Origin of the sequence: Actinomadura monticuli (assembly GCF_041463655.1) — a bacterium.
Classification (GTDB): Bacteria; Actinomycetota; Actinomycetes; order Streptosporangiales; family Streptosporangiaceae; genus Spirillospora; species Spirillospora monticuli.
The window spans coordinates 33,631-55,612 of the sequence record NZ_JAXCEI010000006.1; the positions used below are offsets into that span (position 1 = coordinate 33,631).

At 72.6% G+C, this 21,982-nt stretch carries 25 protein-coding genes, 1 tRNA gene and 1 pseudogene; 11 read left to right on the forward strand and 16 right to left on the reverse strand.

Annotated features, from left to right (window positions below):
• Nucleotides 1-153: 153 nt before the first annotated feature.
• From SM611_RS14665 to upp, 5 genes and pseudogenes are all read right to left on the reverse strand, one after another.
• Nucleotides 154-1,638 carry a helix-turn-helix domain-containing protein gene (locus tag SM611_RS14665; protein WP_371950085.1) on the reverse strand — a complete coding sequence of 495 codons (1,485 nt, stop codon included), beginning with the start codon at nucleotides 1,636-1,638 and terminating at the stop codon, nucleotides 154-156.
• Nucleotides 1,639-2,046: 408 nt separating this feature from the next.
• Nucleotides 2,047-2,556, reverse strand: a pseudogene (locus tag SM611_RS14670) (PH domain-containing protein); the annotation flags it as partial.
• Nucleotides 2,557-2,566: 10 nt separating this feature from the next.
• The gene (locus SM611_RS14675; RefSeq protein WP_371950086.1) at nucleotides 2,567-2,725 is read right to left on the reverse strand and encodes a hypothetical protein; all 159 of its coding nucleotides are present in this window, start codon (nucleotides 2,723-2,725) and stop codon (nucleotides 2,567-2,569) included.
• Between the two features lie 160 nt (nucleotides 2,726-2,885).
• Entirely contained in the window at nucleotides 2,886-3,143 is a 258-nt protein-coding gene (locus SM611_RS14680; RefSeq protein ID WP_371950087.1) for a hypothetical protein, read from the reverse strand.
• 192 nt (nucleotides 3,144-3,335) lie between these two features.
• The gene (gene upp, locus SM611_RS14685; RefSeq protein WP_371950088.1) at nucleotides 3,336-3,974 is read right to left on the reverse strand and encodes a uracil phosphoribosyltransferase; all 639 of its coding nucleotides are present in this window, start codon (nucleotides 3,972-3,974) and stop codon (nucleotides 3,336-3,338) included.
• Nucleotides 3,975-4,256: 282 nt separating this feature from the next.
• Between upp and SM611_RS14690 the strand changes: the two genes are divergently transcribed.
• The gene (locus SM611_RS14690) at nucleotides 4,257-4,469 is read left to right on the forward strand and encodes a hypothetical protein (RefSeq protein ID WP_371950089.1); all 213 of its coding nucleotides are present in this window, start codon (nucleotides 4,257-4,259) and stop codon (nucleotides 4,467-4,469) included.
• Nucleotides 4,470-4,624: 155 nt separating this feature from the next.
• Nucleotides 4,625-5,110, forward strand: a complete 486-nt coding sequence (locus tag SM611_RS14695; RefSeq protein ID WP_371950090.1) for a tRNA adenosine deaminase-associated protein — start codon at nucleotides 4,625-4,627, stop codon at nucleotides 5,108-5,110.
• A gap of 119 nt (nucleotides 5,111-5,229) precedes the next feature.
• Here the strand turns inward: SM611_RS14695 and SM611_RS14700 are convergent, their stop codons facing one another.
• Nucleotides 5,230-6,555 carry an alkaline phosphatase family protein gene (locus SM611_RS14700; protein ID WP_371950091.1) on the reverse strand — a complete coding sequence of 442 codons (1,326 nt, stop codon included), beginning with the start codon at nucleotides 6,553-6,555 and terminating at the stop codon, nucleotides 5,230-5,232.
• Between the two features lie 187 nt (nucleotides 6,556-6,742).
• Between SM611_RS14700 and SM611_RS14705 the strand changes: the two genes are divergently transcribed.
• The 3 genes from SM611_RS14705 to SM611_RS14715 all read left to right on the forward strand — a co-directional run bounded on the left by SM611_RS14705 (nucleotide 6,743) and on the right by SM611_RS14715 (nucleotide 7,840).
• On the forward strand, nucleotides 6,743-7,180 hold the full coding sequence (locus SM611_RS14705) for a tRNA adenosine deaminase-associated protein (RefSeq protein ID WP_371950092.1): 438 nt from the start codon (nucleotides 6,743-6,745) through the stop codon (nucleotides 7,178-7,180).
• 127 nt (nucleotides 7,181-7,307) lie between these two features.
• Complete coding sequence (tadA, locus tag SM611_RS14710) at nucleotides 7,308-7,745, forward strand: tRNA adenosine(34) deaminase TadA (protein ID WP_371950492.1); 438 nt, start codon at nucleotides 7,308-7,310, stop codon at nucleotides 7,743-7,745.
• 10 nt (nucleotides 7,746-7,755) lie between these two features.
• Nucleotides 7,756-7,840 (forward strand) — tRNA-Ser (locus tag SM611_RS14715).
• A gap of 54 nt (nucleotides 7,841-7,894) precedes the next feature.
• Here SM611_RS14715 and SM611_RS14720 read toward each other — a convergent pair.
• Nucleotides 7,895-8,776, reverse strand: a complete 882-nt coding sequence (locus SM611_RS14720) for an EamA family transporter (RefSeq protein ID WP_371950093.1) — start codon at nucleotides 8,774-8,776, stop codon at nucleotides 7,895-7,897.
• Nucleotides 8,776-9,441: a B3/B4 domain-containing protein gene (locus tag SM611_RS14725; RefSeq protein WP_371950094.1), complete on the reverse strand. Its 666-nt coding sequence runs from the start codon at nucleotides 9,439-9,441 to the stop codon at nucleotides 8,776-8,778. Before SM611_RS14725 ends, SM611_RS14720 begins: the two co-directional genes overlap by 1 nt.
• Before the next feature lie 260 nt (nucleotides 9,442-9,701).
• Between SM611_RS14725 and SM611_RS14730 the strand changes: the two genes are divergently transcribed.
• Nucleotides 9,702-10,265, forward strand: coding sequence for a helix-turn-helix domain-containing protein (locus tag SM611_RS14730; RefSeq protein WP_371950095.1), 564 nt, complete (start codon nucleotides 9,702-9,704; stop codon nucleotides 10,263-10,265).
• A gap of 132 nt (nucleotides 10,266-10,397) precedes the next feature.
• On the opposite strand, the gene dnaN is transcribed toward SM611_RS14730, so the two are convergent.
• From dnaN to SM611_RS14745, 3 genes are all read right to left on the reverse strand, one after another.
• Nucleotides 10,398-11,543, reverse strand: coding sequence for a DNA polymerase III subunit beta (dnaN, locus tag SM611_RS14735; RefSeq protein ID WP_371950096.1), 1,146 nt, complete (start codon nucleotides 11,541-11,543; stop codon nucleotides 10,398-10,400).
• A gap of 63 nt (nucleotides 11,544-11,606) precedes the next feature.
• On the reverse strand, nucleotides 11,607-12,107 hold the full coding sequence (locus tag SM611_RS14740; protein ID WP_371950097.1) for a methylated-DNA--[protein]-cysteine S-methyltransferase: 501 nt from the start codon (nucleotides 12,105-12,107) through the stop codon (nucleotides 11,607-11,609).
• Between the two features lie 8 nt (nucleotides 12,108-12,115).
• Nucleotides 12,116-13,588 (reverse strand): AlkA N-terminal domain-containing protein, encoded by a 1,473-nt coding sequence (locus SM611_RS14745; RefSeq protein ID WP_371950098.1) that lies wholly within the window; start codon nucleotides 13,586-13,588, stop codon nucleotides 12,116-12,118.
• 241 nt (nucleotides 13,589-13,829) lie between these two features.
• Between SM611_RS14745 and SM611_RS14750 the strand changes: the two genes are divergently transcribed.
• Complete coding sequence (locus SM611_RS14750; RefSeq protein ID WP_371950099.1) at nucleotides 13,830-14,192, forward strand: nuclear transport factor 2 family protein; 363 nt, start codon at nucleotides 13,830-13,832, stop codon at nucleotides 14,190-14,192.
• A 45-nt stretch (nucleotides 14,193-14,237) separates the two neighbouring features.
• On the opposite strand, the gene SM611_RS14755 is transcribed toward SM611_RS14750, so the two are convergent.
• Complete coding sequence (locus tag SM611_RS14755) at nucleotides 14,238-14,993, reverse strand: SDR family NAD(P)-dependent oxidoreductase (RefSeq protein WP_371950100.1); 756 nt, start codon at nucleotides 14,991-14,993, stop codon at nucleotides 14,238-14,240.
• Nucleotides 14,994-15,004: 11 nt separating this feature from the next.
• Nucleotides 15,005-16,390: an MFS transporter gene (locus SM611_RS14760; RefSeq protein ID WP_371950101.1), complete on the reverse strand. Its 1,386-nt coding sequence runs from the start codon at nucleotides 16,388-16,390 to the stop codon at nucleotides 15,005-15,007.
• Nucleotides 16,391-16,598: 208 nt separating this feature from the next.
• On the opposite strand from SM611_RS14760, the gene SM611_RS14765 reads away from it, so the two are divergent.
• The gene (locus SM611_RS14765; protein ID WP_371950102.1) at nucleotides 16,599-17,480 is read left to right on the forward strand and encodes a helix-turn-helix transcriptional regulator; all 882 of its coding nucleotides are present in this window, start codon (nucleotides 16,599-16,601) and stop codon (nucleotides 17,478-17,480) included.
• Nucleotides 17,481-17,617: 137 nt separating this feature from the next.
• Here SM611_RS14765 and SM611_RS14770 read toward each other — a convergent pair whose 3' ends face one another.
• Nucleotides 17,618-17,788, reverse strand: a complete 171-nt coding sequence (locus SM611_RS14770) for a DUF2568 domain-containing protein (RefSeq protein WP_371950103.1) — start codon at nucleotides 17,786-17,788, stop codon at nucleotides 17,618-17,620.
• A gap of 18 nt (nucleotides 17,789-17,806) precedes the next feature.
• Here SM611_RS14770 and SM611_RS14775 point away from each other — a divergent pair, with 18 nt between their 5' ends.
• Nucleotides 17,807-18,931 carry a methyltransferase gene (locus SM611_RS14775; protein ID WP_371950104.1) on the forward strand — a complete coding sequence of 375 codons (1,125 nt, stop codon included), beginning with the start codon at nucleotides 17,807-17,809 and terminating at the stop codon, nucleotides 18,929-18,931.
• A 1-nt stretch (nucleotide 18,932) separates the two neighbouring features.
• Here the strand turns inward: SM611_RS14775 and SM611_RS14780 are convergent, their stop codons facing one another.
• Nucleotides 18,933-19,787, reverse strand: a complete 855-nt coding sequence (locus SM611_RS14780; protein WP_371950105.1) for a helix-turn-helix transcriptional regulator — start codon at nucleotides 19,785-19,787, stop codon at nucleotides 18,933-18,935.
• A 102-nt stretch (nucleotides 19,788-19,889) separates the two neighbouring features.
• Between SM611_RS14780 and SM611_RS14785 the strand changes: the two genes are divergently transcribed.
• Nucleotides 19,890-20,666, forward strand: coding sequence for an alpha/beta fold hydrolase (locus tag SM611_RS14785; protein ID WP_371950106.1), 777 nt, complete (start codon nucleotides 19,890-19,892; stop codon nucleotides 20,664-20,666).
• A 165-nt stretch (nucleotides 20,667-20,831) separates the two neighbouring features.
• On the opposite strand, the gene SM611_RS14790 is transcribed toward SM611_RS14785, so the two are convergent.
• A complete protein-coding gene (locus SM611_RS14790; RefSeq protein ID WP_371950107.1) occupies nucleotides 20,832-21,215 on the reverse strand; it encodes a nuclear transport factor 2 family protein in 384 nt (127 codons plus the stop codon).
• Between the two features lie 145 nt (nucleotides 21,216-21,360).
• Here SM611_RS14790 and SM611_RS14795 point away from each other — a divergent pair, with 145 nt between their 5' ends.
• Complete coding sequence (locus tag SM611_RS14795) at nucleotides 21,361-21,873, forward strand: GNAT family N-acetyltransferase (RefSeq protein ID WP_371950108.1); 513 nt, start codon at nucleotides 21,361-21,363, stop codon at nucleotides 21,871-21,873.
• Nucleotides 21,874-21,982 lie beyond the last annotated feature (109 nt).

The window sequence follows — 21,982 nt, forward strand, 5'->3', positions numbered from 1 at the left end:
ATCGTAAAGCAGAGTCAGGCCGCGCTTTGTTCCGCGCGCGGGGGACATCCGTCACATCCGCCCGGCCTCCGGCGCACGCGGAAGCCAGGCCGGTCCACATCGCCTGCCCTACCGGAAGCACCGCCTCGGCGGCGGCGGACCCCGCGGTTCCGGCTAGAGGCCCGGGTCGTCGTGGGGGCCGTGCAGGGACGGTGTCCTCGCGCCGGCCGCGGCGGACGCGGCGAGCGACACGGAGAGGCCGGCGGCCTGCAGCGCCCTGCGGTAGGCGTCGGCCGCGCCTTCGGGGTCCTGGACGAGTTCGAACAGCTCGCCCAGCTCCCTGAACAGATGCGCGGCCGGACGGCCCGGAGCCAGCGTCGCGAGCTGGTCGGACGCCGCGCGCAGCACGACGAGGGCCGCGTTGCGGTCGCCTTGGGCCACCCGGGCGCGCGCCAGGACGAGCCTGGCCAGGATGGTCTTCTGCGTGCGTACGGCGAGGTCGGTGCCGGGACGCGGCGTCACGGTCACGGTGTGGGTGCTCGTCGGGGCGGCCAGGGCCATCCCGGTGTCGAGGAACCGCTCCAGGGTCGCGATGGCGTCGTCCAGCTCGCCGACGAGGACCAGCGCGCGGGCCTTGGTGATGGTGCTCTCGGTGCACTCCTCGCCGTCGAGGCTCGTCGCCCCTTGCAGGAGGTCCAGGGCCTCTTGGGCGGACTCACGCGACCCTTCGGGACGCGGGCGCTCGAACTCGCCGGACGGCATCGCCCCCGGCGGCGCGATGACCGAGAACGGGAGGACGCCCCTGAGCAGCGCCTTGGCGCCGGCCAGGGCGAGACGGGCGCGGCTCTGCACGGGCGTGGCGTCGGTGCGCGCCGCCAGGGCCTGGTCGGCGAAGTACAGGGAATCGCCGACGGTTCCCTCCTCCAGCGCGCGCATGCTCGCCCGCTGGTAATGGACGCTCACCGGCTCGTCCTCCGCGGACTGCTCCGGGCGGAGGAGACGGCGTCCGAGCTCGTGCGCGCGCGCCGGGTCGGAGCGATCCACGTACGCGAGCAGCAGGATGCGCCCGGCCTCGGTGTACTCGTGGCCCGCGACGAGCCCGAGCTGTTCGAGCCGTTCCACGGCGCGCTCGCCCAGCGCGATCGCCTGCCCCAGGTCGCCGACCGTGTGATAGCACCGCGCCAGCGCGATCACGGGCGGCAGCCAGCTGGCCCGGCCCGGGTCGCGCTCGGCCTGCTCGCGCAGCTCCTCGAACAGCGCGATGGCGGCGTCCGTCCGGCCCATCTCCTCCAGGGCGCGGGCGCGGCCCCAGCGGGCGCGGGACGTCAGATCGGGGTCGTCGCTGCGGGCGATCACCTCGTCGAAGCCGGTCTCGGCGGTGGCGGCGTCGCCGCGCAGCAGCGCCAGGTGGGCGTGCCGCTCCCGGACCTCGAGATGGGCGCGCTGCTCCGGTTCGACGCCTTCGGCGAGGTACTCCGGGGTGCAGCCGAGGCGCTCGGCCAGCATGCGCAGAACGGTCGGAGTCGGCGTGCGCTTACCCGACTCGATCAATGAGATGTAGCTGTCGGAAAGGTCGTGACCGGCGAGCTGTGCCTGCGACAAGCGTCTGGTCAGCCGCAGGTTGCGGACACGTTCGCCGACATTGCCTGGACCCGGCATGTGGACTCACTTAGCGGAAGTAAACAGGCGGCTGGGGTGCCGACATGATTGCACATTGCGGGTTATCGCACATCGAGAGCAATGAAGCGGGGATCGAAGGGACCGTCCGGCCGGATCCGTCCGGCTTCCGCGCGCACCCCGCGGTGGCGCGGTGGCGCGCCGGTTCGTGCCGCTGGATCGTCCGGCGGTCGCGACGTCTGTCACCCCGCCGACGTTATCCGACCGGGCGCTCAAGATCTCGAACACCGCCGATATTGACCGGTCCGCCGCGCTTTCCGGTCACCGGGACGGCTACGCCTCGGCGTCGGGGCCGCCCGCGGGGCCGGGCATGGTGGGGACGTCCTCCGTCCGCTTGGGCCTGCGCGGCGGCGGGGGCGGCGGGAGGGTCTTCTCCGGGGGCTCCGGGTTCTTGTTCGGGAAGATCATTTCGCAGACTTCGAGGTACAGCTGCTCGGGGTAGGGCAGGTAGTCGACGTTCGTGAGCGCCTGGTCCTGGCCGGCGGACTCCAGGATGAACTCGCCGTAGCCGAGCATGCGGCCCGCGATCGTCCGCTTGAAGCTCATGTCGGTGACCTTGGCCAGCGGCATCATCGCGACCTTGCGGGTGATCAGCCCGGTGGTCAGCAGCATCCGCTGGTTGGTGATCACGAAGTAGTCGACGGACCACTCCGCGACGCGCCACACGAACCAGGCCAGCAGGATCAGCCAGCCCCACCAGATCCAGCTGATGACCGCCCCGGCGTCGCTGGCGACGGTGTTGCTCAGCACCCCCGCGATGATCAGGCCGCCGAGGACGAGCCCGACCGGGACCATCAGCACGGCCGGATGCCGCCGCACCGTGATCACCTGGTTCTCGTGCGGGAGCAGGTACTTGTTGACCGACGCGGGCGCCGAGTCGCCGGGGGTGACGAGTCTCATCGCGGCCCCGTCAGCCGAGCGCGTTGACGAAGGCGGCCAGGGAACCCGCGGCGGACGCGAGGCCGTTGGCCGCGCTCTCCACCGAACCGGCCGCGCTGTCCGGCCGGCTGATCACGTAGAACGCCACGAAGGCCGCGGCGGCCCACGTCATGTACTTCTTGGCGGGCACGGCAGCCTCCCGGAGCGTTGACCCACGGACCCCGGTTCAGTTTCGCACAGCGCGTCCGACCGGCAAAGCAAGGGCAGTGGCGCGTTGCCGTGACCCAAAGCACGCCGTACGACGACGCCCGCGGGCGCCGTTCCCGGTCCGCGGTCTCCCGGCCCGCCGGCTATGGCGCGTTGTCCAGCGACGAGCGACTCGCCTTGCGGCGCTTCTCCGCCGCGACCGTCGCGAGCACCTCCAGGTGCCGGCGCGCGATCCGCTCCACCAGGTCGGGCGGTGCCGCCCCGGTGACCTCCTCTGCGCCGTAGCGCGCGGCGGAGACGCACCGGTCCACCGTGTCGGCGCCGTGCACCCCGTCGAACTCCTCGGTGAGCCGCTCGCCGATCGCGGCGTACCGCGGCAGGTCGTCCCCTTGGTGAGCCATGACGATTTCCTCGGCCTCGCTTGCTCGCACCGCCCGGTCCGTGACGGTCCCCTGTGCCGGGACGGCGGAGGGGAACGCGCACCCGCGTTCCGTAGGGGGTTGCTACCCCCTGGGCCCGCGAACGAACATCGCAGGTCACGTCAGGTCTCAAGGGGGCTCAAGGGCGGATGGCCCGGTCTCGCGGCGGCCGGCTCAGACGACGCCGTACAGGCGGTCCCCCGCGTCCCCGAGGCCCGGCATGATGAAGCCCTGCTCGTTGAGGTGGGAGTCGATCGCGGCCGTGACCACCCGGACCGGCGCCGAGATGTCGGCGAACGCCTGCTCCAGGTGCTTCAGCCCCTCCGGGGCGGCGAGCAGGCAGATCGCGGTGACGTCGTCGGCGCCGCGGTCGAACAGCAGCCGGATCGCGGCGGCGAGCGTCCCGCCGGTGGCGAGCATCGGGTCGAGGACGTAGCACTGCCGCCCCGACAGGTCGTCCGGCAGCCGGGTCGCGTACGTCTGGGCCTGCAGCGTGCCCTCGTCCCGGATCATGCCGAGGAACCCGACCTCGGCGGTGGGCAGCAGCCGCGTCATGCCGTCCAGCATGCCGAGGCCGGCGCGCAGGATCGGCACGACGAGCGGCTTCGGGCTCGCCAGCTGGACGCCGTCCGCCTCGACGAGCGGGGTCTGGACGGTCGCCTCCGCGACCCGGACGTCGCGGGTGGCCTCGTAGGCGAGCAGGGTGACGAGTTCGTCCGCGAGGCGCCGGAAGGTGGGGGAGTCGGTGCGGACGTCCCGCAGCGTGGTGAGCTTGTGCGCGACGAGGGGGTGGTCGACGGCGAGGGTCTGCATGGGGTCACCGTAACCCACCCGGCCCGTCCGGCCGGACCCTGCCGATCTAGGATAGGACGGCGCTGAGCTGGGCAGTATGGCGATATGAACAGCGAGAGCGATCACCAGCCGAGAGGACCGGCGCGGGCCCGCGAGTCCGCGCCCGATCCGCCCGGCGCGGCGGGCCCCTCGCCCGGGGCCGCCGCTCCCGGACCCTCCGAACCTCCCGAACCTCCCGAACCTCACGAACGCGCCGCTCCCGGCCCCGCCTCCGAGGCCGCGCCCCCGCCCGCGGACGCCGCGGTGACCGACGTCACAGGACGAGACGCCCCGCCGCGTCCGGGCCCGCAGGGCGACATCTCCCCCGAGCAGGTGCGCGAGCACCTGCGCCGCCGGGCGATCTTCCTGCGCGAACTCGCGGAGGCCCGTGAGCTGCGCCGCCGGGTGACGCCGCACCGGTCGCGCCGGGCGCGGATCCACGCGGCGCTGCGCCGCCGCACCTTTCGCATCAATTGATGCGGATTGGATAGGTTCTTGGCGCCAGGTACCAGTACGTGGTGTCGACTCCCGGTCTTACGGCCGGGTGCGGCGCCGAGTTTGACGGTGAGGCACGCGTTCGCGCGCCGCATCTGCGACCATGCCCTGGCAGGAGACGCGCCGGTGGGGTGGAAATGACGGATGTGGACGCGACGGACTTCGCCGTCGTGGTGTACCGGGAAGACGAGGCCTGGGAGGCCGAGATCCTCCCGGTCGCGCTGACCGAGGACCTCGCGGGGCTGATCCATGCCCTGCGCCAGCAGCCGAGCCTCGGCGGCACGGTCGGGCTGGTCTCGGTCGGCGACGACTTCTTCGTCGCGATCCGCCTGCTCGGCGACGACGTCATGGTGTTCCTGTCGGACGTCACGGCCTCGGTCGACTGGCCGCTCGCCCGGCAGGTCCTCGACTACCTGGACATCCCGATCCCCGACGACGAGGAGCTCGACCAGGTCCTCCCGGTCGGCGACATGTCGATCTTCGCCGACCTCGGCCTGGACGAGATGGAACTCGGCGCGATCTCCGGCGACCTGGAGCTCTACCCGGACGAGATGCTCCTCAGCATCTCCGGCCGCATCGGCTTCGCCGCCGCCTTCGAACGCGCCCTCGACACCGTCCCGTAGCCCGTCCCATGGCCCGCCCCGGCGTTCCCGCGCGGGGCGGCACGATCGCCGGACGGGACGTCATCGCGGCCGTCGGCGCCACCGTCGAGCCGTGGGCGTCCCGCCCGTCCGCCTCCGGGTCAGGTGGACGCCGGGAACCCGTTCGTCCGGGCGTAGGCGGCGAGGCCGGCCCAGTCGTCGCCGGTGTGGCTGTGGGCCGGGTCCAGGCAGCCGAGGCTGATCGGGCGCCGCGCGTCGTAGCGGGGTGCGCGGGTGTCGGGCGGGCCGGTGAAGTCCAGGACCTCGGCGATGTTGCGGGCGGCGGCGTCCCGGACGGTCAGCGGCTCCAGGCCCCATCGCCACTCGATCGCCTTCAGCACGGACGTGTGGTCGTACACCTCGTGGGCGACCGCGCCGCGCCGTGCGCGCGGGGAGATCAGCAGGCAGGGGACGCGGAAGCCGCGCAGACCGGTGCCGAGGTCGGGACGCGGGTCGGGGCCCTCGGGCGGCGGGACGTGGTCGTAGAACCCGCCCCACTCGTCGTAGTTGATGACGAACAGGGTGCGCGGCCAGTTCGGTGACGACACGACGGCCGTGTAGACCTCGTTCAGGAACGCCTGCCCGAAGCGGATGTCGGCGAGCGGATGCTCGTCCTCGGACATGCCCGGCAGGAAGATCTCGCCGAGGAACGCGGGCTCGACGAAGCTGACCGCGGGCAGCCGGCCGTACCGGGCGTCGCTGCGGAACTCCGCGATGTTCCGGCTGATGTCGAGGTGGCGGAGCCCCCAGAGCGCCGTGATCGGGACGTCGCTGAAGTAGTAGCGGCAGGAGACGCCCGCGGCCTTGAGGCGGTCCCAGATGGTGGCGGTCTCGGAGATCGTCAGCGTGTTGGAGATCCGGTCGGTCTGGGCCGCGTGCTGGAAGATCCGGTTCGGGAACGTGGACGACATGACGGCGGGGAAGTAGCGGTCGCAGACCGTCCAGTCGAGGGCGGCGTGGCCGTGGAACCCGAGGTCGGGGCCCTCGTAGTAGCCGATGGAGAACACGTCGTTGTCGCCGGCGCGCAGCCATCCGTCGCATTGGCCGTCGTTGTACTCGATCCGGCCGCCCGCGTAGGAGTGGTCGGGGTCGCTGAACCCGCAGCCCCAGGGCGCCTTCAAGTGGTGGGTGTCGTGCGGGTTGCCCTCGGCGTCGGTGAAGGTGAGGCCGGCCTGGCGGCCGTCCGCGCCCGGGAGCCAGCCCATGTAGTGGTCGAAGGACCGGTTCTCCATCATCACGACCACGATGTGGTCGATGCCGGACTCCTCCGGATCGGGGAGTTCGGCGACGGGCGCGCGCTTCGCCATCGCGAGCTGCGCGGCGTGGGCCTCGGTGGACGACCCCCCGGCGGCACTCGTCGCGAGGATCGCCGCGGCGCCCGCCGTCCCCGCGAGAAACCCGCGCCTGGTCAGTTCGTCCGTGCCCATGGCTCTCCTCCCGGATGGGGACCGCTGTGCAGTATCCGGACCCGTGGGACGCGGGGGAAGGACGCCGGGGCGTCCGCCACCGGACAAAACCCGAAGTTTATTCACGACTGTCGCCGGGCAGACGGTGCCCGGATTCCGCCGGCTCGAGGGGTGTGACCGCGGCAACCCCGTGGGTCACAATGAGCACGTGTCATACTTCGCCGCCGTCTTCGCCCACACCCCCCAGGGCTGGGTCGGCACCGAGGCCGTGCTCGCCGAGGCGGACCACGTCGACGACGTCGCCGACCTGATGCGGGAGGCCGCCGTCGAGTCCTACGGCGACCCGGTGCTGCTGATGATCGAACAGGACGACGACTGGTTCGCGATCGTCCGGCTGGACGGGGAGGACGAGCCCCGCGCGTACGTGTCCACCGTCCGCGAGGACCGGCTCGGCTCGCTGTTCCAGCAGCTCGTCGGCGAGGTCCCGGACGGCGACTCCGGCGGCGACCCGGCCCTCCTCGAAGACCTCGGGCTCGACGCCAAGCGCCTCACCGACCTCGGCGAGCGCGCCCTCCCCGGCGATGCCCTCCTCACCGTCGCCGAGCACGCCGGCTTCGGCGAAGAGTTCGACCGCCTCCGTGACTGACCCGCCCCGCCCCCCGACGCCCCCCGCACCCGGCGACCCCGCGACCGGCCGGGCCCACCCGGCGCCCGGCTCGGGCGGTCCGGCGACCGGGGCCGCCGATCCGGTGATCGCGGGGTTCTCGCCGGCCATGCGGCGAGCGCTGGAGGAGGCGCGGAAGGCGGCCGAGGACGGGGAGATCCCGGTCGGCGCGGTCGTGCTGGACGCGTCCGGCGAGGTCATCGGCACCGGCCGCAACGACCGCGAGCGCTCGTCCGACCCGACGGGGCACGCGGAGATCGTCGCGATGCGCGCGGCGGCGGCGTCCCTCGGGACGTGGCGGCTGTCGGGCTGCACGCTGGTCGTCACGCTGGAACCGTGCACGATGTGCGCGGGCGCGTCCGTCCAGGCCCGCCTCGACCGGGTCGTCTACGGCGCGGTCGACCCGAAGGCGGGCGCGGTCGGGTCGCTGTGGGACGTCGTCCGCGACCGGCGGCTCAACCACCGGCCCGAAGTCATCGCCGAGGTGATGGCCGACGAGTGCGGCGCACTGCTTATTGAGTTCTTCACGCACCGCAGAGTCAGGTAGGCTCTCCCGCGGTGGTGTCGCCTAGTGGACGAGGGCGCACGCCTCGAAAGCGTGTGAAGTGCAAGCTTCCGTGGGTTCGAATCCCACCACCACCGCTTACGCCGAGGGCCGCGATACGAGATCGCGGCCCTTGTGGTCTTCCGGGGGTCTCAACCCACCGTGACGAGCGCCACACCCGCCACGGCGACGGCCAGCCCCACGCGTTGGACGGCGCGCAGACGCTCGCTGTAGGCGACCCTCGCGAGCAGCACGGTGATCGCCGGATAGAGGGACGTGAGCACCGCGGCGAGGCTGAGCAGGCCGTCGTGGACGGCGAGGAAGTACAGGACGTTCGCGCCCGCGTCCAGGCTCCCGGACAGGAGCGCCAGCCCGATCAGCGTCCGCCCCGACACCCGCGGGCCCCGGTCACCGCCGCGGACCGCCAGAAACAGCAGCGCGACGGCGACGATGACCAGGTTGCCCAGGCGCGCGCCGACGATCGGCCAGAGCCCGCTGCCGTCCCCGGCCGCCTTGAGCAGGACGAAGAAGACGCCGAAACAGGTACCGGAGACACCGGCCATGACGGGGCCCGAGTCGAGGACCCGCCGCCATCCGCGCGCACGCGTCGCCGCGGCCCCCGCCCCGTCGTCCGCCTCCATGCTGACCAGCCCGATCGCCACGAGGCACAGCAGGACGCCGAGCAGCACGGACGCGTCCAGCCGCTCGCCCCTGGCGATGCCCACGGCGACCGGGAGGACCGCGGCGGCCAGCGCGGACACGGGCGCCACCACGCTCATCGGCCCCCGGGCCAGCGCCCGGTAGAACGTGATCAGCCCGGCGCCGCCGCCGACCCCGGCCACGAATCCCCAGGTCATCGGCAGCGGACGGGGGTCGCCGCCGGTGAGCAGCGCGGCCCCCAGCACGACCGCCAGGCCGATCGGGACGCACCAGGTCAGCGCCCGGATCGCGGTCGACCTGCGGGTCACGGTGCCGCCGAGGAAGTCGGCGACGCCGTACGCGAGCGCGGCGCTCAGCGCGAGGAGCGTGACCATCACCGCCCGCCGAGCAGCCGGCTTTCGATCCGCACGTCCGGCGTGATGGCGCGCAGCCGCCCGGCCAGCCGGTCGCCCGCCTCGGTCAGCCGCTCCATCGGGTACGGCTCCAGGCGTTCGAGCAGGAAGAGGGCGTTCTTCGTGGTCTCCGTCAGGCGCGTCCGGACGCACTGCCGCCAGTTCCAGCGCCGGCACGTCACGCCCGCGTCGTCCCGCCAGACGACCTCGCCGGCGTCGGGGTGCTCCACGGCCGGCTCCCCGCCGGCCATCACGTCGAACGGCTCGTCCCCGGTGGCCCTGACCAGCCGCGCGGGCCCCCGGTAGGCGTCGAGGTCCTCGCCCCCGATCGGCAGCGCGTACTCGATGCTCACCGCGTTGTAGGCGTCCACGACCCTGTTGATGGACGGGAGCGCGTCGGCGCGCCGGAGCAGGGCGTCCACGGACGGCCGCGTCCGCTGCGGCTTGGCCCCGAACGCCCGGTACGCCTCCCGCCACGCCTCCACGTGCGGGTCGGCGGCGTCCGCCTTCCCGGCGGCCTCGGCGAGCCAGCCCTCCGACGCCTGGTCCCCGGCCCCGTTCACCAGCCCTTCGGCGGTCATGACGAGCACGGCGAAGTCGGGCCGCAGCTTCCGAACCGCCTCGTCCACGGCAATCCGCTCCAGCATCCCCGATCCTCCACGGTCACTTTAATGTAATGGACATACCACTATACCGACCGCGCGCCGGGTCCACCGCAGACATCCAACACCCCGCGCCTCTGACATCCAGCCCCGGCCGGCCATGGATGCGGCCAAGGATGAACGACGACGTGACGCCCGGCCGCCCTCGCCGAGCGGGTCTGCGAGAAACTGATCGTGCGGCGGAGCGACGCGGGGAGGACGCACGTCCTTGCCACCGGGGTCGCGCGGACGGGCGCGGGAGGGTGATGAGCGAGCAGGAGGCGATCGGGGAGGCCGTGGCGCGGACCGTGCGGGCCTTGCGGGCCGGGCACGGGTGGAGCCTGGACGAGCTGGCCGGGCGCGCCGGGGTGAGCAAGGGCGTGCTCGTCGGGCTGGAGCAGGGCCGCGGCAACCCGAACCTGGGGACGCTCATCCGCATTTCGGACGCGCTCGGCGTGCCCCTGACGCGGCTCGTGCAGGTCGAGGAGGAGCCGCCGGTACGGATGTTCCGGCCCGAGCGGCACGTCGTCCTGTGGGAGGGCGAGCACGGCGGGACGGGGACGCTACTGGCGGGCAGCGACCCGCGGCCCTCGCTGGAGCTGTGGCACTGGGTGCTCCAGCCCGGGGAGACGCGGGAGAGCGACCCGCACGTGCCGGGCACCAAGGAGATCGTCTACGTGCAGCAGGGCACGCTGACCCTCGGCGTGGACGGCCGGACGGACCTCGTCGAGGCCGGTGCCGCCGCCGTCTTCGTCGGCGACCGCCCCCACTCGTACGGGAACGGCGGCGAGCAGGAGGTCCGCTTCATCCTCGCCGTCCTGGACCTTTAGCGCCCGTCCTCCGTCGGGTCGGGCTCCCAAGGCGAGCGCGACGGACGCCGCGGCCGGGTCGCGGGTCACCGCGCCGTGGCGGTGAGGGGATGCCGCCGTCAGCGGCACGTGTGCGGCGACGGTGCGGAGTGGTCAGCTGGTCAGGCGGACGGGCATGGCCAGGTAGCGGTAGCCGGTGTCGGTCTCGGCCGGGGTCTCCTCGTCGTCCTTCTTGTCGGGGATCGCGGTGAGCAGCGCGGCCTTGGTGGGGCCGGCGCATTCGAGGCGGGCGTATTCGGTGTCGATGCCGGCGAGGCCGTCCAGGAGGTACTGGGGGGCGAAGGCGATGTCGATGTCGTCGCCCGTGAGGCTCGCGCCGACGCTCTCGTTGGCGCGTGCGGAGTCGCCGGTGGCGGCGCGGATCCGGACCTCGTCGGCGGTGAAGGCGAGCCGGATGGGCGTGCCGCGCTCGGTGACGAGGGCGGCGCGTTTGATCGCCTCGACGAACGGGGCGACGCGGATCTCGGCGACGGACGACCAGGTGCCGGTGAGGCGGGACCGGTAGTTGATGTACTGGTCGTCCAGGAGGCGGCTGGTCATGCTGCGGCCGCCGCCGGAGACGCCGATGAGGGTGTCGGCGGTGCCGCCGAGGTCGATGGCGACCTCCGCGCCGCGCTTGATCGCCTTGGCGGTGTCGGCGAGGGTGCGGGCGGGGACGACGACGCCGGCGGTGAAGTCGGGGGCGTCCGGCGACCAGGTCAGCTCGCGGGCGGCGATGCGGTAGCGGTCGGTGCAGGCGAGCCACATCGTGTCGCCCTCGATGTCGATGCGGACGCCGGTGAGCATGGGCAGGGTCTCGTCGCGTCCGGCGGCGGGGGTGACCTGGCCGACCGCCGTCGCGAACAGGTCGCCGGGGACGGTGCCGGCGCGGGCGGGCGGGTCGGGGAGGGTGGGGTAGTCCTCGACGGGCATCGTCAGCAGGCCGAACTCGGCGGGGCCGCAGCGGACCACCACCTCGGAGCCCTTCGTGAAGACCTCCACGGGGTGCGCGGGGAGGTTCCGGACGATGTCCGACAGGAGGCGGCCGGGGACGAGTACGCGGCCCGGTTCGGCGACGTCGGCGTCCTCCCTGGCGTGCGCGGACACCTCGTAGTCGAACCCGGCCAGGGTGAGTTCGCCCTTGTCGGTGACCTCGATGAGCATGCCCGCGAGGACGGGGAGGGCGGGACGCGTCGGCAGCGTCCGCGCCGCCCACGCGACGGCGTCGGCGAGCGTCTGCCTGTCGACTCGGAACTCCACCTCGATCAGCCTCCAACGGTCAACGTCTACTCCCGCACGTTAGCCGCCGGCACTGACAAACAGTCAGAAGAGCGTCGCGGTGCGGGTCTTGCGCTCGAAGTCGAGGAGGTGGCGCTTGCGGTCGAGGCCGCCGCCGTAGCCGGTGAGCGAGCCGGTGGAGCCGACGACGCGGTGGCAGGGGACGATGAGGCCGACCGGGTTGCGTCCGTTGGCGAGGCCGACCGCGCGGGACGCGGACGGGTTGCCGAGTTCGGCGGCGAGTTCGCCGTAGGTGATGGTCTCGCCGTAGGGGATCTCTTGGAGTGCCGCCCAGACGCGCTTCTGGAAGGGCGTCCCGTGAAGGTGCAGCGGCACGTCGAACTCGGTCAGTTCTCCGGCGAAGTACGCGGCGAGTTGGGCGGCGGCTGTCGCGAAGGGCTCGGTGTCCGGGTCGGCGGGCGCGCCGAACGTCTCCTCGGACGGACGGTGCCGCTGCAACTCCATGTAGAGCCCGGACAGGGCGCCGTCCGTCGCGACCAGGGTGAGAGGGCCGACGGGGCTGTGGATGACGACGTGTGCAGGCATGGGGTTCCTCAGTGTGCGGGAAGCAGGTTGATGGGGTGGTCGCCCGTGGCCCACAGGTACTGGACGGCGTAGGCCCGCCAGGGCCGCCATCGGGACGCCAGTCGGGTCAGGGCGGCCGGGGTCGCCGGCAGGTCGAGGGTCTTGGCGGCGGCCCGGACTCCGAGGTCGCTGGGGATGAAGGCGTCGGGGTCGCCGAGGGCGCGCATCGCGATGGTCTCGACGGTCCACGGACCGAAGCCCGGTAGTTCGGACAAGCGCGCGCGGGCCTCTTCCCAGTCGCTCCCTACGCCGAGGTCGAGCGCGCCGGTCGCGAGTGCGTCGACGAGGGAGAGAAGGGTGGTGCGGCGGGTCTTGGGGAACGCGAGCGCCTCCGGGTCGAGTCCGGCCAGCGCGGACGGTGTCGGGAAGAGGTGCGTGAGGCCGCCGCCAGGGTCGTCTATGAGGTCGCCATGGGCGGTGACCAGGCGTGCCGCATGGGTGCGGGCTGCGGCGGTCGATACCTGCTGCCCTAGGACGGCCCGTACGGCGAACTCGGGGGCGTCCACGGTGCGGGGTACGCGTCGTCCAGGGGCCTTGTCGACCAGAGGGGCGAGGACGGGGTCGGCGCGGAGCAGGTCGTCCACCGCGATGGGGTCGGCGTCCAGGTCGAGCATCCAGCGGCAGCGGCTGATCGCGATGGTGAGGTCGCGCAGGTCGGTGAGGCCGAGCGTGCAGGCGACGTGGTCGGGCTGGGGACGGAGGGTCGCGATGCCGTGCCCGTGGGGTAGGCGCATGGCGCGGCGGAACGCACCGTCCCGCCATTCCTCGACGCCCGGGACGGCGGTGGCCGTGAGATGGCCGAAGAGGTTGTCCGGGCAGAGCGGCGCACGGAACGGCAACCGCAGCGAGAGCGCCCCTGAGCCGGCGGGTGGGTGCCCCTTAACGACACGGTCCCGCAACCCGGTGGGAGTGAGCGCGAACACCTCGCGGACAGTGTCGTTGAAGGCCCGGATGCTGGCGAAGCCCGCCGCGAACGCGACGTCCCCCATCGGGAGGGGCGTCGTTTCGATGAGGAGGCGTGCCGTCTGAGCGCGCTGGGCCCGCGCCAGAGCGAGTGGGCCGGCTCCCAGTTCGGCGTTGAGCTGGCGTTCGATCTGGCGTGTGCTGTAGCCGAGGCGTCCCGCAAGGCCGGGCACGCCTTCACGGTCGACGACACCGTCCGCGATGAGGCGCATGGCCCGCGCGACGACGTCCGCCCTGTGGTTCCACTCGGGTGAGCCAGGGGAGGTGTCGGGCCGGCATCGCTTGCAGGCCCGGAAGCCGGCCTGCTGCGCTGCGGCGGCGCTGGGGTAGAAGCGCATGTTCTCGGGCTTGGGCGGGACGACGGGGCAACTCGGACGGCAGTAGATCCCTGTGGTCACCACACCGGTGAAGAACCATCCGTCGAAACGGGCGTCCTTCGACTGGACGGCCCGCACGCACCTTTCCACGTCCTCGTGCATGCCCCCAGCATCACCGATGGGATACCTCCTTACTAGCGAGAAAACGACATCATCATCGACGGCACTCCACGTCTTCCCTTTGAACAGTGGGAGGGAAGACGTGGAGTGGCTTCTGTCCACTGAGCGGGGTGGTGCTCGGCTGACCGGGGATGACGTCCCAGGTAATCGATCTTCCGGCACGACACTGGCAGCGTGGTGGGCACCGGGGGATGAACCCGGGTGATCCGACGGGAGTCATGACATGAGCGATGTTCAGCAGCGGGTCGAGCGTTACCTGGCGATCTGGAACGAGACGGACCCGGCCGCGCGGCGGGCGGCCATCGACGAGCTGTGGGCGGAGAACCCGGTCTACCTCGATCCGCTCGGTGTGGCCGAGGGGCGGGACGCGATCGACGCGTTCGTCGGCGCCGTGCAGCAGCAGTTCCCCGACTTTGTGTTCCGTCCGGCGGGCGCCGTGGACGCCCACCACAACGTGGCCCGCTTCACCTGGGAACTCGGCCCTGAGGGCGGGGAGGCGGTCGCCGTCGGTTTCGACGTGGCGGTGTTCACCGATGACGGCCGCTTCGACCGCGTCCACGGCTTCCTCGACAAGGTGCCCGCCTGAGACGGCCGGTGGCGTGCCGGGGCCGTCCGGCACGCCACCGATCGTTCAGAGCTGGCGTAGCGCCCCGCCGTCCACCGTCCATTCGGCGCCCGTGACCTGGACGGCCAGGGGCGACAGCAGGTAGGCGATGACCCGTGCGACGTCCTGCGGAGTGCCCAGACGTCCGGTGGGAAGGCGTCGGTCCTCGCGGACGAACCGCTCGATGGCGTCCTCTACCGGCAGCCCGTACTGGGCGGCCAGCTGGTCGGCGAAACCGCCGGGCTCGTCCCACAGTCGCGTTCGGGTAGGGCCGGGCGTGACGACGTTGGAGCGGATGCCGCAGCGGCCGAACTCCCCCGCGAGCGTCTTGGACACCGACAGCAAGGCCGTCTTGGACGCCGCGTAGTCGACCAGCGGCGTGTCAGGGAAACGGCCGGCCTCGCTGGAGATGTGGACGATGCTTCCCGCCCCTTGGTCGATCAAGGCGGGAAGCGCGGCGCGCGCCATGCGCACGGCCGCGTGGAGGTTGAGTTCGAAGGTGGCGTGCCACTGCTCGTCGGTGACGTCGAGGAATCCGATCCGGGACACGAGCGCCCCGGCGTTGTTCACCAGGCCGTCGAGCCGTCCATGCCGGTCGAGGGCGATGTCCACCACGCGCTGGGCGGCGTCGGGGTCGGTGAGGTCGGCGGCGACGTCGGAGGAGGTGCGCGCGACGCCGACGACGTGCGCGCCTTCACCGGCGAGCAGTCTGGCGGTCGCCTCGCCGATCCCGGCGGACGCGCCGGTGACGACGAAGACCCTGCCGTCGAGTTCGAGATCCATGGTGCTGCCTCTCAGGTGCGGCGCAGGAACGAGCGGACGAGCGCCGCCCCGGCGAGGACGATCGCGACGTTCACCGCGGTCGCGGCGTGGACGCCGCCGAGGACGGACGTGTTCGCGGTGGCCACCGCGCTCATCACGGGGATGCCGAGGGTGATGGCGACCTGCTGCGTCATGGTCGCGAGGCCGGTCGCGAGGCCCTGCTCGCCGTCCGGCAGCCCGGACGTCGCGATCCCCATGAACGCGACGATCGCGACGAGGTTCCCGAAGCCCCCGATCGCGGTGGCGGCGAGCAGCAGCCCGAGCCCGCCGCGCGACTCGCCGAGACCGAGCAGCGCGGCCGTCGCGGCGGCCTGCAGGACGAGCCCGGAGACGAGCGTCGTCCGGCCGCCGAGCCGGCCCATGATCCGGGGAGCGGCGACCCCGCCGGCGAACGTCCCGGCGCCGAGGACGCCCAGCGCGAGGCCGGTGGCGAGCGGTGCGAAGTCCAGGACCTGCTGGAGGTAGAGCGTCAGCAGGAACACCAGCGACGTTTCGGTGGCGAAGGCGACGAATCCGCCCACGTTGCCCCAGGTGACGGTCCGGCGGGTCAGCACGTGCACCGGCGCGAGCGGGGCCGGCGAGCGCCGCTCGACCAGGACGAACGCGACGAGCAGGGCGGCGGCGGCCAGGAGCGCGGCGATCGCGGGCGCGGTCCAGCCGCGCGCTCCGGCCGTCGTGATCCCGTACACGAGGGCGAGGAGGCCGCCGGTGACGGTCACCGCGCCTGGAACGTCCAGCTTCGCCCCGTCCCGCGCCCGGCTCTCGGTGATCACCGCGGGCGTGACCGCGAGGATCAGCACCGCGACCGGCACGTTGACCAGGAAGGCCCAGCGCCAGCTCAGCAGGTCGGTGAGCACCCCGCCGAGGATCGCGCCGACGGTGAACCCCGCCGACATCAGCGCGCCGCTGAGCCCGAGCGCCCGCGTCCTGAGCGGCCCTTCCGGGAAGGACGTGGTGAGCAGCGACAGGGCGGCCGGCGTGGCGATCGCCGTGGCCAGCCCTTGCAGAACCCGCCCGAACAGCAGCATCGCCGGTGCCGTGGCCAGCCCGCCGACCAGGGACCCTGCGGCCAAGAGAGCCATGCCTGCGAGCAGCATCCGGCGCCGTCCGAACAGATCGGCCACGCGACCGAACAGGAGCGTGAAACCGGCGGCGGGGAGGGCGAACGCCGTGGCGATCCACTGGAGGCCGTCCAGGCTGAAGCCCAGTCCACTGCCGACGACGGGCAACGCCACGTTCAGGATGGAGAAGTCGATGGCGAGCATGAACTGCGCGCCGAGAAGAAGGGTCAGTACCAGCTTGTGCCGCGACGACATCCGCTCGACGGGAGCGGAGACTGCGGTGGTGAGTGCGGTCATGCAGGAGACCATCGCTGCCCAGGACGCGCCTACCCAGCCCCCGCTCATTCGTACTACTCCCAGTGGCAGGCTCAGGAACCTGCGAGGGATGGCGGACGTGTGCTGAAGCTGCGCGGCTGCGGCTCGCGCTGCTCCGTGCGCTACACGCTCGACCTGACCACCAGCAACGGCGATATCGCCGCGAAACTGGCCGGATAGCCTCGGCGGCATGGCGCGCAACGGTGAGCTCGGCGAATTCCTGAAGTCGCGGCGGGCGCGGCTGCGGCCCGAGGACGCCGGCGTCCCCTCCTACGGGACGCGGCGGCGCGTGCCCGGGCTGCGGCGGGAGGAGCTCGCGCAGCTCGCCGGCGTCAGCGTCGCGTACTACATCCGGCTGGAGCAGGGGACGGCCGACGGCGTGTCCGCCGAGGTCCTGGACGCGGTCGCGCGGGCGCTGCGGCTGAACGGCGACGAGCGCGCCCACCTGCACCGTCTCGCGCATCCGCCGCGCCGGACGCCCGGCGGCGGACCGCCGCGCCTGCGGGCACCGCTCCAGCACCTGCTCGACTCGATCACGCACGCGCCCGCGTACGTCGTCGGCCATCACACGAACGTCGTCGCCTGGAACCGGCTCACCGCCGCCGTGTTCGTCGACCTCGCGAGCGTCCCGGCGGACGAGCGGACCTGGTCGCACCAGATCCACCTGAACGACGACTACAAGGCCCGGCTGGGCGCCAACTGGCCGACGGTGGCCGCACGCAACGCCGCCTATCTCCGGTTCCGTTCCGCCCAGGACCCGGATGACCCGGGCCTGCGCGCGGTCATCGACTGCCTGCGGGAGCGGAGCCCCGAGTTCCACCGGATGTGGTCGGCGCACCATGTCGCCGATCTGACGCACGGCGAGGCCCGCATCGACCACCCGGAGGTGGGACGGCTCGTCCTGCGGTACGAGACCCTGCACCTTCCCGGCGACCCCGACCTCAGCCGCCTGATGCTCTACGCGGCCGAACCGGGCTCGCCCTCGGAGGCGGCCCTGCGCACGCTGGCCGAGACGTCCACCTGCCGCTCCAGCGCCGACCTCGCCGATCCCCGCACGGCCGCTCCGGGGTGACGCGGCCGTACCCGGGGGTCGAGTCAGGCCGTCAGCGCGTCCAGGCGGGTGGTGGCGTGGCCCCGCATCTCCCGCCCGGATAAGTGCGGACAACCGTAACCCAAGCGGTCGTCGGGCGGCCTCAGTGACGCATGGCCTCAGGAGGCCACACGGAAGTGCGCTTCACGGTCCAGCGTCGCCAGGACGATGTTGAGCAGCATGTTGCCGCCGGTCGTGAACCCCCACCACGCGAGCGCGACGATGGCCACGACCTCCAGGAGGAAGGCGGGGCACTCGTTCAGGACATGCAAAGAACCAGGCAGGCGCACGCCGGATACCGTACTCCTGTGGACGAGATCTCCTGGCGGGAGGACGGCCGGGACCATCGCGTCCGCTGGCGGTCCGAGAACGGCGCGCCGCCGCCGCGCCGCGTCGCGGTGGCCGACGACGAGACCCGCGCGGACGACGCCTACCGGCTGGCCTGCGAAGGCACCGCGCTGCTGTGGCGCGGCGACTACCAGAACGCGCGCCAGCTCCTCCAGGCGATGGCGCGCCGCATCGACCGTCCGCCACGCAGACGGAGGGGAAAGCCAGAACCGTCCCCGGTTCAGGCTTTCCACCTTCACCGTCAGGCCCGGGCCCAGCGCGCGCGGACGCTCGGCATGGTGCTCATACCGTTCGACCCGGGACACGTGATCCCGCTGCGTCGGGCACCGTCCGTCCAGGACGCCTGTACGGAGGTCTATGGGCCGGACGACCAGCCCTACGTCACCTCACTGCGTGAACTGCTCGGGCTGATCGGCGCCCACGAGTGGCGCGAGAAGGGCGTCCCCATCTCCGCGCTGGGAGGCGACCGGGTCCATCCTCATTACGGTGTCTTCTCCCCGGTCAGAGGGGAGTACGTGGACCTGGTCGGCGAAGCGCCACTTCCCCCCACGAAGACCGCCTTCGACATCGGGACGGGCACAGGCGTCCTGGCGGCGGTCCTGGCGCGCCGCGGTGTGGAGAACGTGGTCGCCACCGACCTCGACCCGCGCGCGCTCGCCTGCGCCCAAGAGAACGTCGACCGCCTCAACGTGAAGGTCGATGTCGTCCAAGCCGACCTGTTCCCGGACGGACGTGCCGGGCTCATCGTGTGCAACCCGCCCTGGGTGCCCGCCAAGCCCAGCTCACCCCTCGAACACGCCGTCTACGACCCGTCCGGCCGGATGCTCCGCGGCTTCCTCACCGGCCTCGCAGACCATCTGGAACCGGACGGCGAAGGCTGGCTCATCCTGTCCGACCTGGCCGAGCACCTCGGGCTCCGCACCCGCGACGACCTGCACGCGCTGTTCGAGTCGTCCGGCCTGCGGGTCGCCGGCAGGCTCGACACCAAGCCCGTCCACCCTCGCGCCGCCGACCCGGACGACCCGCTCCACGCGGCCCGCGCCGCAGAGACGACGTCCCTGTGGCGGCTGGTCCCGTCCTCCTGACTCAGATGTGGCTCCGGTGGGCGGTCTCGGGGCCGATGACCCGGAGGAGGGCGAGGGCGTCGAGCGTCGCGGTGCCGGGCGGCGGCGTGAACACGACGAGCCGCTGGTCCTCGGCGGGCGTGAGCAGGACCTCCGCGTCGAACTCGATCGGCCCGACCTCGGGGTGCACGACCCTCATCCGGCTGGTGCGGCGGACGGCGACCTCATGGCGGTCCCAGAGCCGGCCGAACTCCTCGCTCGCCGCGCGGAGCCGCCGGACGAGCGTCCGCGCCGGTTCGTCGGAGCCGCGGCGGGCGACGGCGGCGCGCAGGTCGGCGACGTGCAGGCGGCTGTAGTCGTCGTGCTCCTCCGGCGGATACGCCGCCCGGACGAACGGGTCGGTGAACCACCGCCAGACGATGTTGCGGTCTCCCTCGGCCACGGTGCAGACGCAGCCGAAAAGGGTTTCGGCCATGGCGTTCTGCGCGAGCAGGTCACCGAGATCGCCGATGATCTGCGCGGGCGTCTCGGCCAGCCGGTCGAGCAGGTGGAGCAGCCCCGGCCGGACGTGCTCGCCCGCGAACGGGCCCGCGGGCGGACGGTGCCCCCCGAGCAGGAACAGGTGGTCGCGCTCGTCCGCGGTCAGCCGCAGCGCACGGGCGAGCGCGCCGAGCAGCTGGGCGGACGGCTGCGGGCTGCGGGCCTGCTCAAGGCGCATGTAGTAGTCGGCGGACATGCCCGCGAGCTGCGACACCTCTTCGCGGCGCAGTCCCGGCGTGCGGCGCCTCGGACCCGCCGCCAGGCCGACGTCCTGCGGGCGCAGCCGCTCCCGCGAGCGGCGGAGGAAGTCGGCGAGGTCGCGGCGGTTCATGTCCATGCCTCAATGATCCGTCCTCCTCCCGGCCTGAGACTGGGATCGCTTGTCCTAGCCAGAGCGGTCCGCTCCTCATGCGGGCGCAGCGCTGGCAGCCTCACCGGCATGACGAACCTGACCGTTGGAAACGCCCGGATCACCTACCGCACGGAGGGCTCCGGCCCCGCCCTCGTCCTCGTCCACGGAGCGGGCCCCGGCTCGGTCATGTGGGACGCGCTCGTTGACCGCTTCGCCGACCGCAACACCGTCGTCCTGCCCGACCTCGCCGGCTCCGACCCCGCCGAGGACGACGGCGCGCCGCTGACCATCGAGGCGCTCGCCGCCCAGGTCATCGCCGTGATCGAGGACCTCGGCACCGGCCCGGTCGACCTGCTCGGCTTCTCGCTGGGCGCGCCGACCGCCGCCGCCGCGGCCGCGCTGCGCCCCGACCTCGTCCGGCGCCTGATGCCGGTCGCGGGCCTCGTGGACGGCCGCGACGAGTACCTCCGGCAGCTCTTCACCCTCTGGACCAGCCTGGCCGGCAGCCCGGAGGGCTTCGGACGGCTCGGGACGGTCACCGCCTACAGCCGCCCCTTCCTCAACGAGTTCGGGCATGAGGCCGTCGAGCAGTTCCACGGCTTCATGCGCCCCACGGACGGGATGCTGCGCCAGCTCGACCTCGTCGGGCGGCTCGACATCCGGCGCCTGCTCCCGAAGATCGAGGCGCCGACGCTGGTGGTCGGCTGCACCCGGGACCTGACCGTCCCGGTCGAGAATCACCGGGAGCTGGCCGAGGGCATCGGGGGCAGCGAGTACACCGAACTCGACAGCGGGCACGTGGTGATGATGGAACGGCCGGACGAGTTCGTGAAGCTCGTCCAGGAGTTCTTCGGCCGCCCCTAGCGAGAGCCTGGCAGTCGGGACACCGGCTGCACGAACCCTGGTTACCGTGCGCGCCGAGCAGGATGGACGGCATGCGTCCCATCGATCAGCAGACGATCCTCATCACGGGCGCGGCGCATGCCGTCCGTCCGGTCAACGCCCCGTGCGGGCGGTCCAGACGGAGGCTCAGGCTTTCGCGACCTCCCAGACCGGACTGGCCTGGACGCGTGAGAGGCGCCAGCCGCCGTCCGTCCGGGCGGCCTCCAGGTCGTAGCGCTCGCCCAGCAGGCGCGGCCCGCCCTCGTGCGCGAAGACGACGAGAAGGTTCGCGCTGATCGCGGCCCTGTCGCCGTCCACATCCACGAGGCGATCGGTGATGAAGTGCTGCGTCGGCACCGTGTGGTTGCGGCGCGCCTGCTCGATGAGGGCGTCGAGGCCCTTCGCGACGCCGCCGGGGGTGTGCGCCTCCGCGTCCTCGGTGAACAGGGCCCGCCCGTCGCCGGGGCTCTCGCCGTCCAGCCACCGTCCGAGGCGGGTGACCAGCGCGGACAGCTGTCGGTGGTCGTCCATGACCGCTCCATTCATTGGATATGCCAACATTGGCTAGGCCAACACTAACGCATCGTTGGCTACACCAACAACCCGGCGGAAATTCGCTATGGGCGGCCGGCGCCCGACCCGTACGCTTGGGCGCCCACCTCGGAAGGAACCGCCTATGCCACCCGCCATCCGGCTCGTCGAACTGCCTCAGGACGCGATGACCGCGCTACTCGACGGAGACCTGGCCCGCGCCGGCTCCGCCGCAGGAGTCCCCCTCACCGACTACTTCACGACCGACGAGGCGAAGTCGCTCTGGCGGTTCCGCCTCGCCCAGCTCGCCCGCGACCCGTCCCACGCCTCCTGGATCGTCCGGGCCGCCGTCGCCGAACCCGAAGGCGTGGTCGTCGGCCACGCCGGCTTCCACGGCGCGCCGGACGCGAGCGGAACGGTCTCGGTCGCCTACTCCGTCGACCCGGCCCACCGGCGCAGGGGCTACGCGCGGGCGATGCTCGCCGCCCTCCTGGAACGCGCCGCCGCCGAACCGTCCGTCACGACCGTCCGCGCGACGATCCGGCCCGACAACGCGGCGTCCCTGGCCACGATCGCAGGCCACGGCTTCGTCCACACCGGCGAGCAGTGGGACGACGAAGACGGCCGCGAGCTGATCTTCGACCGCCCCGCCCGCTGACGACCCCGCACCCAACCGGACGCGCCACTACGGCTGCACGCACTCACGCCACCGCCCCGGGCGCCAGCACGGGCCCACCACTGGGCCTCGCGCGCCGGTGTCTCGCGCG